This window comes from Clostridium sp. UBA4395 (assembly GCF_002390995.1).
Lineage (GTDB): Bacteria > Bacillota > Clostridia > Clostridiales > Clostridiaceae > Clostridium_J > Clostridium_J sulfidigenes.
Genome location: NZ_DGRF01000073.1, coordinates 25,964 through 40,799, shown reverse-complemented (window position 1 = coordinate 40,799; position 14,836 = coordinate 25,964). Strand labels below are relative to the sequence as shown.

Genomic DNA, 14,836 nt, shown 5'->3' with positions numbered 1-14,836 from the left:
AATTTTTGTAGAATAATAAACTCAGTAGAATATATTTTTTATTACATTTATAATTTTTACATATATATTGTATCATTTTGTTTATATGTAATATATATATTTAAACATCAAATTCAAATGTGAATGGGGAGGACTTTATGGGAATAAAAATTCAAGAAGTATCAATATATCATCCTAAAAAAAGAATAGACAATCAACACTTCATTAACAAATATGGACAAGATTTAGAAAAACTTTTAAATCACTTAGGACGGAAGTCTAGGTATTTAGTTGATAATAATACAGAAAATTCTCTTACTATGAGTGTGGAAGCTGCTAAATCCTGTTTGAAAAAAGCTAATATTAAGGCTTCTGAATTAGATATTATTGTATTTGTTAGTGATTCTGTAGAACATTTAATACCTACTAACGCTCTTTTGATACGAGATGCTATAGATGCATGTAACTGCGATTTAACTTATGACATGAACGATAATTGTATAGGAATGATAACAGCTATAGATAGCATTGCAACCTATATGAAATCTAAAAGTAAATATAAAAAATCTTTAATCGTTGGTGCTTCATATGGCTCACTCCTTGCCAAAAGTGATTGTGAGTTAGTAAATTCTACTGTTGGAGATGGTGCAGCTGCAATATTGCTTACTAATAATGAAGAAACTGGTGGGGTTCTTAATTCTGCCTTCCATACTGATTCTAAAAATCATAAATATATGGTTTTCCCTGAATGTGGATTATCCCATATATATGATGAAGAACTGCCTATAGATAGTAAAAAGTATGCTTGGGTAAATCATGATGTGTCTTACTTTAGCGATGAATGGGTAAAACTTATCAATAAACTCTTAAAGGAAGGAAATGAATCTATAACAGATGTAAAACACTTCTTATTTTCACAGTTTTCCCATGCTGATATAAAAGAAACATTAAATAAATTAAATTTAGAGGTTAGTAGTGACACTTATACCTTTGTTGCAGATGAATATGGTTATACTGGATGTACCAGTCCGTTTTTTGCGCTTAATAGAGCTATAGAAACTAAAAAGATAAATAAGGGAGATCTCGTTATTTTTTGTTCAGTTGGTTCTGGATACACAATGGGAGCTTTTTTATATAAATTTTAAAGGAGGAATTTTAAATGTATAAAGTAGAAGTTAATAATGCTAAGAAGGTATTATTTATCACTGTGGGAGGATTTTTTCAAGAGGAGGATGGCAAAAATTTCTTAAATGATTATAATAATGCTGTAAAGTCTATAACTCCATCAAGCTTTACTCTTGCACTTGAAAGCTCTGAATTATCAACATCAAAAGCAGAAATGATTCCAATTCTTGAGAACTGCATTAAAATGTATAAAGCTACTGGGTTCAAAAATATAGTTTCAACACCACCAAGCTCAGCTATTGCTGCAATGCAATTAAAAAGGGTGTTAAGTTCATTAAATGTAGATATTGAATTTATATCAGATTTATCTAAATTATAAAATACATATAGTATAAAAAGTACCCCATAAGACGGACACTTTTATAAGTCTTTCTTATGGGGCACTTATATATCTAATAATTCTGTAGCTACACTACTGAATATTCCCTTTAATTATATCATTTATATTTTTACTCATATATTCCCAAGTATCCACAAAATCCTTTAGTTCTTCACGGCCTTTATCTGTTAAATTATAATATTTCCTAGCAGGGCCAAGGGGAGACTCCTTCATTTTTGACGTTATAAAACCATTCTTTTGTAGGCGTGTATACAGTGGATATAAGGTTCCTTCAGAAATATCAGTAAAACCATTATCCTTTAATATTCTGGCAATGTCATATCCATAAATCTCATCTTTTAAATCTATAATTTTAAGAACACAGCCCTCTAAACTTCCCTTTAATAACTGTGATTTATTATTCATGGTTCCCTCCTTCTATTGATTTTTATTTTCAAAGAGATACTGTATCAAATAAATAGTTATAAGTATGCCCATGAATATTAAATAGTTTACTTCAAAAAGTACCTTTGTCAAAAATAATTTAGTTAATACAAATATAGCTGTTATAATGCAAAAGCCTATCCATAATAAAAATGTTATCTTTCTATCTTTCTTTTTATCCTCTCCATTAAAAACATTATACATATATTGTATTTTAGATAATAAATAATTGGATAAGATAATTACAAGTAATGTATTCACTAACATTGAAACTGTAACTGAAACTGTAAATAGTGTTGTTTTATTTACCCAGCCTTCAATTAATTGTCCAACAAACATTTCAAATACGCCTGTAAAAATAATTAGTATTATAGGTAGTTTAGAAATCTTCCAGTATACTTTTTCTAGCACTGAGTACCCTTCTATTGTTTCTGATATAAACTCATCACAAAAGGAATTTATATCACTATTTCCTAGTACTTCTTCTACGTCAATTCCTCTTTCCTCAGCTTGTAAAAATAAATCTAAACAATGGTGTATAAACTCCTCAGCATCATGATCATTAATATTTGAAAACCGTATTTTAAATAATATATTTTCAAACTTTTCCTCATTTTCTTTACTTAGTTTATTAATAAACTTATTAACCTCTTTTATATACTGTTTTGTTTTCATAAACTGCCCCTCCAAAACTTATTTCCAGTACTATTTATCACAAGGTATATTGTAATGCATAATAGTCCTTTTCTATATTGTATTGCATGGTAGCTATATTGTCAATAGTATTTATACTATTGCAACTCTATTAATCTCTTTGCTCCGATTATTATGTATTCCTTATGTTGTTAAATACTTTTTTAGATATTTTCCTGTGATTGATTCATTACAGTTTATAATATCCGACAAGTACCCTTCAAATATAACTCTGCCACCATCTTCACCAGCACCAGGACCAATATCAATAATCCAATCTGCATGGCACATTACATCTAAATTGTGTTCAATTATAATTAAAGTACTTCCTTGATTAACAAGCTTATTAAAAATATTAATTAATAATTCTATATCTGACATGTGCAATCCTGTGGTTGGTTCATCTAGTATATACACTTTGCCATCACTCTCTAATTCTGCTGCCAGCTTAACTCTCTGTAACTCCCCACCTGATAAAGTGTTTAGTGGCTGACCTAATGCCAAATAACCAAGACCAACTTCCTTTAGTTTTTCTAATACTACCTTAATCTCTTTTTCGTTAAAAAATTCTATAGCTTCGTCTACAGTCATAGTAAGTACTTCGCTAATATTTTTACCACGAAGAGTAAATGAAAGAACTTCTTTTTTAAATCTCTTACCTTTACATGTCTCACAGCTACTTGTCACTGTGTCCATAAAAGCAAGTTCTATATCAACAACTCCAAGTCCTTTACAGTTTGAACAAGCTCCCTTTGAGTTAAAACTAAAAAGTGAAGCATCCATTTGACTTTCCTTTGCAAATAAATTTCTAATAATATCAAATATATCAGTGAAAGTTGCTAAATTAGAACGCTTAGTAGCTCCAATTGATTTTTGATCAATAAAAATAGCCTCAGGATAATACATTGGTAAAACGCCATTTATAAGTGTACTTTTTCCTGAACCCGCTACTCCCGTTACAACATTTATAACATTTTCTGGAATATTCACAGTAATATCTTTTAAATTATGCAAATTTGCATGTGATATTGTTAACCACCCTTTAGGAATTCTAGGCTTCTCTTTTAAAATTGGTTTACGCTTCAGAAATTTTGAGGTTAGAGTATTTTCTAAGGCTAACTGCTGTAATTTACCCTGATATATGATATTTCCTCCACCTCTTCCTGACTTGGGTCCGATTTCTATAACATGATCTGCAACTTTTATTATATCTGGGTCATGCTCCACTATAATAATTGTGTTGCCTTTATCCCTTAACTCCTTTAATAATAGATTTATTCTGCTAATATCATGTGGATGGAGGCCAATACTTGGCTCATCAAAAATATATGTGATATCCGTTAAACTGCTTCCAAGTTGTCGAACCATTTTAATCCTTTGAGCTTCACCACCTGACAAGCTAGACGTTCCACGATCTAAATTTAAATAGCCCAATCCAATAGAATTTAAATTTACTAATCTTTTCAATAAAGCATAAATAATAGTATATGCTTCAGGCTGTTGAATCGCTTTAATAAAATCTATCAAAGCACTAACCTGCATTTTTGCACAGTCAGCAATATTCTTTCCGTTTATTTTACAGGATAACACTCTTTCATTTAATCTGTCACCCTTACATAAAGGACAAACTTCATGCGATACTATTCGCTGAATATGACTTTTATATAATTTGGAATCCCTTGATTCTTTATCTAAAAAAGTACGCTTAATTCTTGGAATAACTCCCTCATATTGTGATGTAGATGGCCAATCTTTTGTAGGATTTGGCGGCTTAAAGCCAGTTTTATATAGTAAAATATCGAGCTCCTCATCCGTATAATCCTTTACTTTTTTATCATTATCAAATAAGCCAGTACATACATACCTCTTCCATCTAAAATCTCCTGGGTAAAAGGTTGGAAACAAAATTGCTCCCTCATTTAAAGATTTATTTTCATCAATTAACTTATCTATATGAACTTTTCTTTTACTTCCTAAACCTTGACATTCTAGACACATTCCCTGTGTACTATTAAATGAAAACATGTCTGAATATCCCACAAAGGGACTTCCAAAACGCGAAAATAGCAGACGTAATAAACCGTAAATATCTGTAACAGTACCCACAGTGGAACGTGCATTATCTCCAATTTTTTTTTGATTTATAACAATTGCTACAGATAGATTCTCTATTGACTCTGCTTCAGGATGTCCATAATGTGGTAATCTATTTTGTATAAAACTAGAATACGTTTCATTTAGTTGACGTTGAGATTCTGCAGCAATTGTATCAAATACTAATGCCGATTTTCCAGATCCAGAAACACCAACAAAAACAGTTATTTGCTTTTTAGGAATTGCTATATTCACATTTTTAAGATTTTTTTCCTGTGCACCTCTTACATAAATAAAGTCATTATTGTTCATTTCTAATTCCCTCCTATTGTATATCCTCTAAAAATAATATATATTAAAACCATGACAATAGTTGTCATGGTTTTAATTTTAGGAGGTGATAATTTGTCAAAGACAAAACTTTTATTCGATTTGATTCTTTATGTCAACACAAAGCGTATTTTTACTGCACAGGATGTGGCACAAGAATTTGATATTTCTACCAGAACAGCACATCGCTATCTAATGGACTTAAGTGAAATGGGAGTTCCTCTTTATACTGAACCTGGTAGAAATGGTGGCTACAGAATATTAAACAACAGGCTACTTCCCCCTATTGTATTCGATGAAAATGAAGCCCTCTCAATTTTCTTTGCTTTTCAGTCCCTAAAATATTATCAATCATTACCTTTTACAATTAATATTGACTCCACTTCTAGGAAGTTATACTATAACCTTCCTAATGATTTGCAACAGAAAGTAAATAATCTTGATTCTGTCCTATCCTTTTGGAATAGAAAAAGAGAAACTCCAACCCAATTTTTAAGAGAAATTATAGAAGCAGCAATGGATAAAAATATATTAAAAATTGAGTATCTGTCAAAATCAGGAAGTAATTTTAGAGAAGTTGCACCAATTGGATTATATTCCTATGATGGTTTTTGGTATATGCCTGCCTTTGATTTTAAATACAATGAAATTCGCCAATTTCGTGGTGATCGTATTTTATCTTTACAGGATACTAATACAAAACATGAAATAGAAATGAGTATTAATGATTGGTTTCGCAGCTATAAAATAGAGTCCCCTATTAGACTTTATGTAAATCTCACTAGCGAAGGTGTTAGACAATGCAAAAGTTCTCCTTGGCTAGAGTCTCATATTATAGCTTCAGATCAAGGGGATGGTTATATAGATACTAAAATCGATAAAAGTGAACTTCAGTTTACAGCTAAGTATTTTTTACAATTAGGTACTGATGCAACAGTAATTGAGCCACAAGAAATTATAAATTATATAAAACAGGAAGCATATAAAGTAATAAATCATTATTCAGATTAATTATATTAATATAAAAGAAGTATTATAAAATCTTCAGTGATATTTAATTATTAGTGAAGATTTTTATATAATATTCTATTTAAATAATTACTAACCTTAAATATCAGTTTCTTACTATGTAAATGAATATAGGTTTAAACACTTTAGAGATTATCAATAACCTAGTTGTTCTCCCACAATAATTACTTTTATTCTATTTTTAATAAACTGACCTCTTATAATTGTGAAATCATTACATATTCTGTTGGGACTTTTACAATCTACACAATAGCCTAAGGTAGTACATGGAGTATCTTTATTTAACCTCTTAGCATCAATAGGAGCAGCATAATTTCTAACTCTCTTTTCCGCCTCCTCTATATCCTTTACAATTTTATTTATTCCAGCTACTAAAATAACTTGCTTTGGACCATATAGCATTGGTGCAACTCTACTTCCATTACCATCAATATTATATAGCTCACCATCCTCTGTTAATGCATTAGTGCTACACATGAATGTGTTTGCAGAAAAATTTTTTAGATAAATTTCCTTCTTCTCTTCACTAGTAATTCCATCTCTATACTTGTCCAAAAATACATAATCACCTTTGCGTAGAAAATCTATAACTCCTGTTTCAAAAAGTGTCATAGAGTCTCCTACTCCAACTGTGGAATTATCATCTATTAGCTTCTTTAAAAGCGTTATTAGCTCATTTTTATCTTTAACAAAGAATCCATCCATGTTTCTTCTGTTCAGATTTTTTATAGTTCTATCAATTCTCTTCTCCATATACCATAAAGTATTGTTATCCATTTTAAGTGCTCCTTTCTAAAATAGAATTTTACATTTTAGTTTCTTTTGTAGATTGTGTTTTTTCATAATACTGTCTTTTCATCTTGTCATAATTTATAAATAACTAGCTGCTATTCTAATAATCTTTTTGAATTTACTTTTATATTTCACAATATGATTGAAAAGTTCTTCATGAGTTGGTTCTTTGTATCTATGAGCAATTCTATTTCTAATTAACTTAGATTTTTCTAAGAATTCATAAGTATCCTGATCTAAAATTCCCTCTTCTCTAAATATTTTTAAGCTATCACTTAAGCTTATACCTATCTTAAATCTTTTTATTTCCTTTAGTATAATGGAGCATAAATCCTCAAGGATGGTATGAAAACTAACAAATAACTGCCTTAAACTTGATTTTGCTAACTTTAAGAGTAATCTATCATTGCTAGTTTTAATAATTTCTATACATTCTTCTATATCACTACTACATTCCTTTAAATCCTCAATTATCCTCATAAGTCTTTCTTCATTCATACAAAACATCAACCTTTCTAAAATGAATAAAATTTTCATTTTCTCTATATATCCACTCCACGTCATCGCAAAACTCTTCAAAGACCTTATTATCAGTTGAATATATAATTTCGCAAGAGTTTAGAATACTTATCTTAACAAATATATCTAAAGTTTTACTCTTTAAATCTACAACATCAATTTCTCTTTCTAAAAACCTTTCTAAAAATAACTCTATTTCTAAAATATCATCTAAAGAGAAACTACCTTTTCCTAATACTGCAATATCTACATCTGATTCTTCATTAAACTCTTCAGTTAAAACACTTCCAAATACAACTATATTTATAATGTCAAATCTCTTTATAAAACCAGTAAATTCTTCTGATTTTAACTTATTTAAGATTTCTTCTTTAATTAATTGGTTTGACAATGTGATCACCAACTTTTCTAATATTCATATCTTTATTATATACAACATTTGTAAAATAATAAACCGTATTGTAAAATAAAATACGCTATACTACTTATCATTTTATTTATTTTATATACATATTTTATTAATATTTTTAATGATTACTTAACAACTTTTGAAATTTATTGTAAATAGTTAATTTAATTAATTTATTTATAGTGTTTTATGTTAAAATAAAACTATAATATTACTTACATTAAAATTTTACGTTTTACATTTTCATTTAATTTTAAACTCTTATGAGATGAATGCTGGTTATGTTTTCGTTTCCATTTCCAGCATTTATCTTATAACCTAAATGTATAGATAATCAACATACCCTAAAAATATATAAGAGTAGTGCTAACTTAATTGTGGTACTACTTTTTTATTTAAGCTTATCTTAACTTTTAGTCATAACTCTGCCTTTCTAAAAATATATTTTTAAAGAAAGGAGCGATGAGAAAATGGGTAAGCAAAGAAGAGGTAAGGTTATTAAGAAAATAGTAGGTTGGAGAGGTACATGCCCTCTATGCGGTAGAAAAGAGTAAAATTGGTATGGACTAAGAAATGTGAAGACGGAAAAACTATAAACATCTGTAAAATCTGTTCATCAACAGTAGCTCAATAATTTTAGAACTTAAAAGGATGTTTTGAAATAACCTTATTTCTAAACATCCTTTATATTTATTTTTAAACTCACTCTTTTAACTTTCTTTAATGTACTTAACTATTGCCCACACTAATCCTTTATTTGATATAACATAATAAATCTTTCCGTCTTTATATAACTTATTTATCATTTCAAGCTTTTCAAGATAGACTAAGTGGGACATACACTCCCCTAGCGCAAAGAATCTTTGAGTTATTGGGAAGTCTTCCCAGTTTTTAATTGTTATACTCCAGTGCATTCTTCCTGCAATTTCATAAGGCGAAAGTTTTTCTCCATTAGCCAAAATATCCATGATTTCCTCTAACCTAAGATCATAATGGTCCTTGAGTTCTCTTATTCTCTTTTTAGTATTCCTTATAATAGCTCTATGAGAAGACAGTGTCACGTCTATAGGTAGAGATGCAACTCTATCTAAGCTATCAAAGTATTCCTGTAAAGGGTTTTCCATCCATTGATCAAGATTATAGGCTATATTGGGAGTTATCTTTGCTAATATTAAATCTCCACCAATTAAAATCCTATGGTTTTCTTCATATAAGCAGCAATGAGCTGGGGTGTGCCCTGGAGTCAAAATGCATTTAAACTCATACTTTCCTACCTTTAATGTTTCCCCATCCTTGATATCTGTATAGGTTGGCTCAGTGAAACTTTCTTCAAAACCTTCTTGATCTCTTAGAGCTTTTAGTGCTGATACCGCCTCGCCCTTAGGAAATCCCATTGCTTCATTAAATATATTAATTTCTTCCATATAAGTTACTTTTCTTAAATTATATATCTCTTCACTTTCTCTTGGATGAATATAAGCCTTATTATTGGAATTTAAAAGAAATGGTACAAGACCTGTATGGTCATCATGAAGATGAGTTAAAAATATATCCGTATTGGCCATATTCACATTCAATTCTTTTAAACTTTGTCTTAAGCTTTCTAAAGATTTAACCTTGCGAAAGCCTGTATCCACAAGTAGATTTCTTTCATTACCTTTAATTAAATAGGCATTTAGTGCCCTTAAAGGATTATCCGGAAGTTCTACCTCTATTTGATATATATCTTCAAATAATTCTCTTATCATCAGTATCTCCTTATCTTTTGCCTCATTATTAAAAACTAAATAAAAACTTTTTATAACATTACGCTCTATAATTTTAATCATACCGACTAAAATATAGTTTATATTTTTTACTTAACAGACTTAAGAACAATTCCTTCCTTAAATCCCCCACGCTGATTCAACTTGCAATTTCTTTTCTCCACTAATTCCTCTTCAGAATATCCTAAATTATGAGCTATCCCAAACAGCACTTCCATAATATCCGCTAGCTCCTCTAAATTTTTATCCTTTAGATATTCATTTACCTCTTCTTTTAGCTTATCTTCTAATAAAGAAATCATGTCATCTTTAGATGCAATTTTTATATCGCACTGATTTCCATCTTCAGCTATCACCTGTGGAATCTTATCTCTTACTAATTTATTATATACTTTCATAATCTATTACCACTGCTCATAATGAACTATTTCTTCTAAATTCTTTCTTGGACGAGGACTTGGTGCTTCATCTGGATAACCTAAAGTTAACACTGCAACCACATACTTATCATCAGGAATATTAAAAACTGGTCTAAAGTCATTCTGTTCAAACCAAGCAATCCAACAAGTTCCCAACCCTAAATCTGTTGCTTCAAGTGCCATATGTTCAATGGCAATAGATGTATCTCTAATAATTTGCTTAACTTCGAATTCCTTACTATATTCATCAATATAAAGGCCATCACACTTAGGTAACCTTGATTTTATATCTGCAACACACACAAGGTGGACAGGTGCACTAACCATCCACTTTTGATTATACGCAGCAGCTGCAATTTTTTCTCTATTTCTCTGCTCCTTAACCACAATAATTTGCCATGGTTGTGTATTACTACCTGATGGTGCTAGTCTTGCACTATGAAGAATTTGTAATAACTTCTCATCTTCCACTTGTTTATCCATATATCTTCTTATGCTTCTACGCTCTTCAATTGCTTTAATCATAATTCTACCTCCAAACTAATTTTTATATTAAATTATGTAGGTATTCTATCTTTAAAATACGCATTTACATGTATCTATTATAACATGTTTGCTACAATTATATAAATCATCCATAACACTTATTGATTGCCTTGTATATCTTTGTAATATGAAATATGATGAAGATATTATATTTCTGTGTTTGTTTTAATAAAATTCCCCATTATACCTGCCACTATAACTGGAACTATCCAGTTAAAACCCAAATTCGCAAATGGAAGTTCAGTTACTATTGGTACTCCTATTGAACTGCCTATTCCCATATCGTTTAAAACCGTTAATACACTTATAAATAAAGCTGTATATGTTGAAAAAATAAACACATAATTGTTCTTAATTTTTTCTTTAAATAATGTTAATATTACCAATGTAACTGTTGGAGGATAGATAACACTTAATATTGGTGCTGAAAATTTTATTATAGTACTTACTCCAAAATTAGCTACTATACTACTAAACACGCATACGAATATAACTATATCTCTATATTTCCATTTTCCCTTTGATACTTTACTAAAATACTGGGCTGTTGCAGACGTAAGTCCTATTGCTGTTGTAAGACATGCAAGACCTATTATTATTGCTAATAATATCTTTCCTGGTTTTCCAAGTAATATATCTGTTATATGTACTATTAATGCAGTTTGAGATATTTCTCCTAATGGTATGTTTTCATATTGATTTGAAATGGTAGCTCCTAAATAAGTCAACCCACCATAGACTAAAACTAGTCCTATTGAGGCAACAATAGATGCTTTTAAGGTTAATTTTATTTTTTCCTTTATTCCTTTATATCCTTTATTACTTAATGTTGTTATTACAACAGTAGATAATGCTATAGCTCCTAATGCATCCATGGTTTGATAACCTTGGATTACTCCTTCTGCAAATATACTTTCTACTCTTGGCGCTATACTGATAGAATCAATTGGATTTATTATTCCAACTAATATGAGTAATAGTAGAGTTATGAGAAGCATTGGGGTTAAAAACTGACCTATTATATCAATTACTCTAGATGGTTTTATAGATAAAACCAAGGCTATAGCAAAAAATATTATTGAAAATACTACTGGGCTAAATCCTTTGAATATTGGCACAATACCCATTTCATAGGTTGTTGCTGCTGTCCTCGGTATGGCTAAAAGTGGTCCTAAGCATACCATTATAACAGCACCCAAAATTATTGATAATTTTTTACCTACCTTCCCAAAAATCTCACTTACATCTCCATTGCATTTAGCTGCAGCTATAATTGATAGTATAGCTAAACCCACATCAGCTAAAACAAATCCAAACAATCCACTACTCCAACTTATCCCTGATTCTAATCCTAAAAATGTTGGAAATATAAGATTTCCTGCTCCAAAAAACATAGCAAATAAAGCAAAACCAATTACTATAGCATCTCTCGTCATATCTTTAGTTTTCATTTAACCTACTCCTTAACAAATTCTGTCTTTAAATATAATTATTTAACCTCTTAGGTATACGTTCAACCAATCTTAAAATGGAATTTTAATTCATTCTAAAATTCAGTTGATATTGCTCATAAATAAAAAAAGATTATCTCACTATAAAAATATGAGACAATCCTTTTAGCTCTAATTTAATAGGTCTATTTTAATTTTATCTCTATCTTGTCTACACTTGGAGTTAATTGAGTTAATTTCACATTAGCCTTTTCAAACATATATTTAGAGGCTTTTATAGAATCTGTTTCAGCATACTTATCACTAAGATAATAAACTTCCTTTATGCCTGATTGAATGATGTTTCTAGCACATTCATGGCAAGGGAATAAATTTACATATAGTCTACAGCCTTCTAAAGACTTACCTCTAGCATTTAAAATAGCATTTTGCTCAGCATGCACTACATAAGGATACTTAGTTTCTAAAAATTCTCCATCTCTACTCCAAGGAAAATCTTCATCACTACATCCATTAATAAATCCATTATATCCAATAGAAACTATCCTATTGTCGCAATCAACTATACAAGCCCCAACCTGTGTTGATGGATCCTTACTTCTCATTCCTGATAACAAAGAAATACTCATAAAATAATCATTCCAAGAAATATAATCTTCTCTCTTCATACATAACCTCCTTGAAGTATTTATTACTATTTTATATTAAAAACCTTCATAATTAAAGATACTTTTCTAAATCTGTTATGGATTTCATATAAAAATATCTGTTTATTGTGCTCATTAATATTACATGGTAAAGCAAAGATCCCAAATATATTGATTAATTTTTTTCTATAATGACAATAATTATTATACGAGGTGATTCTTATGAACAAATATGAAATTTTAGTACTACTTATAGTACTCATAATACTTATAAAGAGCTTTACTCAATTTATTGAGAAAATAAGAGGCTTTAAAGATGAACAACTAAAATTTACTATGAGGATTAAAAAAGAAAATATTAATAGATTAACAGGACTTCAATTTGAAGGCTTCTGTCAATGGCTTTTTCATAATAACCCTGAATATAAGGATATAAAGCTTACACCTCCTAGTAATGATGGTGGAGTTGATTTAATTCTTACAAATTCAGACGATGAAAAAATATATGTTGAATGTAAAAGATATGATTCTAGTAAAACTCTAGCCTCTAATGATGAAGATAATGCTTCTGATGAGTTTTTTATAGGAAGAGTTATATGCCAAAAACTTGTTGGTGCTATGATGGCAAACAATATAAAAAAAGGTATTATTCTTACTACAGGCAGTGTGTCCCCTAATGCCCTAGAATACATTGGTAAACTAGAAGACAACAGTGATTTATCTCTTAAAATATATACTATGGATTATATTTTAAAGCTTATTGAAGAACGAGAAAATCAAGATGACTATGAACTCGCCGTAGAGATTTAAAGACTCAACTACTCCTTAGATAAATAGAGTTCTTAGCTTCTATGAGCTAAGAACTCTATTTATTTATAAGGATTTATAAGTATTTATAGCAATATATAACTACTATTCTCTTAATTACTTTAACTGTTTTAATATATTTTCATAATAATAATTAATAAGAAGTTCTTGATAACCTGCCTTACCATGGATGAGCATCTCATCAACTAAGGGTTTTAACTCCTTTGATGTAATAGTATTTAATTTTCCTAATCTTTCATGAAATGAAATATTCCCAATTATCCTTAGATAATTATCTACATTCATTCCAAAAAAGTTTAAACCTCCATCATATCTATATTTTAAATTATCAGCTATTTGTAACCCTTCAGGATCAAGATCTCCACTATAGTATATTTCTGTACCGCTTTTATAGAGTTTATCTAAAATAATTAGAGAACTATAATTAGGCTGTCCACTAGTGCAAAGTAAAGTAACTGAGATGTCTTCTGTCATCTTCATTAACTCATAAAATACTGTTGGATTTTCAAAAACGAAAACTTTACTTTTAACGGCTTTAATTTCCTTTATTGAATTAAGATTATAAGTATTTAAAATTATTGGTTGCCTTTCTCTTCTAAACCATTTATACCCCTCTAGTTCTTCATTGTCATCATAGATTTGCAATCCATATGTAATAGTAAAATTGGATATTTCATCTCTTATTATTCCCACTTTAGCTAAAAGCTCATTGATTCCATAAACTGTTGAAGCCTTCATGCCATGTAGATATCCAAGAGCAGCTAAAAATAGCTTTCCTGGAATGTTATCTACATCAAAGTAATGAGAATCTCTAGTTATAAGGGACGAAAATTTGGCTAAGGGTATATACTCTCCTGTAGGTGGCATAAGAAAGCTTAAACCCTTATCTATATTTAACATTATATCTTTTAGTTCCTTAGAATTAGCCTTGTAACACCTAACTATTGAATTATAACCATAATTTTTATACTGCAGGGCACCTTCTAACCACAATTTAATTCCTTCACATTTAAATAAATCTAATAATTCTTGAAAGAAATCTTCTTTTAGAAAATCTTCTTCCTCTTTCTTTTCTTTTTTAGTTTTTATATCTCCACCAAAATAACATTTTAAAACCGCTAAAAAGTCTACTTCATGAAATTTCCCCTGGGAGAAAAAATCCACAAACTTTTTTACATTTAGACTCCCGCCCTTTTCTTCATACAATGTATAATCAATATCCCCTAGGAGCACTCTTTCTTCATAGGAAAGATTAGTGAGCATTACTTTTCCAGTTAACTTTCCAGTATTTTTATACTTATCCTTCAAGGCTTTAAGAACTTTATCATACTCTTTTCTTTCTTTTAAATATTTCACAGCCTCTTTTACTATTTCATCTTTTTCCAT

16 protein-coding genes are annotated in these 14,836 nt (G+C 29.6%); 4 read left to right on the top strand and 12 right to left on the bottom strand.

The annotated features are described in order from the left end of the window. Positions 1 to 137: 137 nt before the first annotated feature. Both B2694_RS13045 and B2694_RS13040 read left to right on the top strand, forming a co-directional pair. Positions 138 to 1,124 (top strand): 3-oxoacyl-ACP synthase III family protein, encoded by a 987-nt coding sequence (locus tag B2694_RS13045; protein WP_346886109.1) that lies wholly within the window; start codon positions 138 to 140, stop codon positions 1,122 to 1,124. A 14-nt stretch (positions 1,125 to 1,138) separates the two neighbouring features. Next, positions 1,139 to 1,483 (top strand): hypothetical protein, encoded by a 345-nt coding sequence (locus B2694_RS13040; protein WP_035131772.1) that lies wholly within the window; start codon positions 1,139 to 1,141, stop codon positions 1,481 to 1,483. Between the two features lie 93 nt (positions 1,484 to 1,576). On the opposite strand, the gene B2694_RS13035 is transcribed toward B2694_RS13040, so the two are convergent. The 3 genes from B2694_RS13035 to B2694_RS13025 form a co-directional block, all read right to left on the bottom strand. Next, entirely contained in the window at positions 1,577 to 1,909 is a 333-nt protein-coding gene (locus B2694_RS13035; protein ID WP_346886108.1) for a PadR family transcriptional regulator, read from the bottom strand. Between the two features lie 12 nt (positions 1,910 to 1,921). Further along, the gene (locus B2694_RS13030) at positions 1,922 to 2,602 is read right to left on the bottom strand and encodes a DUF1048 domain-containing protein (RefSeq protein ID WP_346886107.1); all 681 of its coding nucleotides are present in this window, start codon (positions 2,600 to 2,602) and stop codon (positions 1,922 to 1,924) included. 162 nt (positions 2,603 to 2,764) lie between these two features. Further along, complete coding sequence (locus B2694_RS13025; RefSeq protein WP_346886106.1) at positions 2,765 to 5,026, bottom strand: excinuclease ABC subunit UvrA; 2,262 nt, start codon at positions 5,024 to 5,026, stop codon at positions 2,765 to 2,767. Between the two features lie 93 nt (positions 5,027 to 5,119). On the opposite strand from B2694_RS13025, the gene B2694_RS13020 reads away from it, so the two are divergent. Next, complete coding sequence (locus B2694_RS13020) at positions 5,120 to 6,055, top strand: YafY family protein (protein ID WP_346886105.1); 936 nt, start codon at positions 5,120 to 5,122, stop codon at positions 6,053 to 6,055. 153 nt (positions 6,056 to 6,208) lie between these two features. Here the strand turns inward: B2694_RS13020 and B2694_RS13015 are convergent, their stop codons facing one another. The 8 genes from B2694_RS13015 to B2694_RS12980 all read right to left on the bottom strand — a co-directional run bounded on the left by B2694_RS13015 (position 6,209) and on the right by B2694_RS12980 (position 12,643). Then, a complete protein-coding gene (locus tag B2694_RS13015; protein WP_346886104.1) occupies positions 6,209 to 6,850 on the bottom strand; it encodes a lactate utilization protein in 642 nt (213 codons plus the stop codon). Positions 6,851 to 6,943: 93 nt separating this feature from the next. Beyond that, complete coding sequence (locus tag B2694_RS13010) at positions 6,944 to 7,363, bottom strand: HepT-like ribonuclease domain-containing protein (RefSeq protein WP_035131763.1); 420 nt, start codon at positions 7,361 to 7,363, stop codon at positions 6,944 to 6,946. Continuing rightward, positions 7,356 to 7,775, bottom strand: a complete 420-nt coding sequence (mntA, locus tag B2694_RS13005) for a type VII toxin-antitoxin system MntA family adenylyltransferase antitoxin (protein WP_414632432.1) — start codon at positions 7,773 to 7,775, stop codon at positions 7,356 to 7,358. Before mntA ends, B2694_RS13010 begins: the two co-directional genes overlap by 8 nt. Before the next feature lie 728 nt (positions 7,776 to 8,503). Further along, the gene (locus B2694_RS13000; RefSeq protein WP_346886103.1) at positions 8,504 to 9,541 is read right to left on the bottom strand and encodes an MBL fold metallo-hydrolase; all 1,038 of its coding nucleotides are present in this window, start codon (positions 9,539 to 9,541) and stop codon (positions 8,504 to 8,506) included. 107 nt (positions 9,542 to 9,648) lie between these two features. Further along, a complete protein-coding gene (locus B2694_RS12995) occupies positions 9,649 to 9,957 on the bottom strand; it encodes a nucleoside triphosphate pyrophosphohydrolase (RefSeq protein ID WP_346886102.1) in 309 nt (102 codons plus the stop codon). 6 nt (positions 9,958 to 9,963) lie between these two features. Further along, positions 9,964 to 10,503: a nitroreductase family protein gene (locus B2694_RS12990; protein ID WP_346886101.1), complete on the bottom strand. Its 540-nt coding sequence runs from the start codon at positions 10,501 to 10,503 to the stop codon at positions 9,964 to 9,966. Between the two features lie 167 nt (positions 10,504 to 10,670). Further along, the gene (brnQ, locus tag B2694_RS12985; protein ID WP_346886100.1) at positions 10,671 to 11,975 is read right to left on the bottom strand and encodes a branched-chain amino acid transport system II carrier protein; all 1,305 of its coding nucleotides are present in this window, start codon (positions 11,973 to 11,975) and stop codon (positions 10,671 to 10,673) included. Positions 11,976 to 12,160: 185 nt separating this feature from the next. Beyond that, positions 12,161 to 12,643, bottom strand: coding sequence for a dCMP deaminase family protein (locus B2694_RS12980; RefSeq protein ID WP_346886099.1), 483 nt, complete (start codon positions 12,641 to 12,643; stop codon positions 12,161 to 12,163). Between the two features lie 201 nt (positions 12,644 to 12,844). Between B2694_RS12980 and B2694_RS12975 the strand changes: the two genes are divergently transcribed. Then, the gene (locus B2694_RS12975; protein ID WP_346886098.1) at positions 12,845 to 13,432 is read left to right on the top strand and encodes a restriction endonuclease; all 588 of its coding nucleotides are present in this window, start codon (positions 12,845 to 12,847) and stop codon (positions 13,430 to 13,432) included. Positions 13,433 to 13,546: 114 nt separating this feature from the next. Here the strand turns inward: B2694_RS12975 and B2694_RS12970 are convergent, their stop codons facing one another. Continuing rightward, entirely contained in the window at positions 13,547 to 14,836 is a 1,290-nt protein-coding gene (locus B2694_RS12970) for a TIGR02679 domain-containing protein (RefSeq protein ID WP_346886097.1), read from the bottom strand.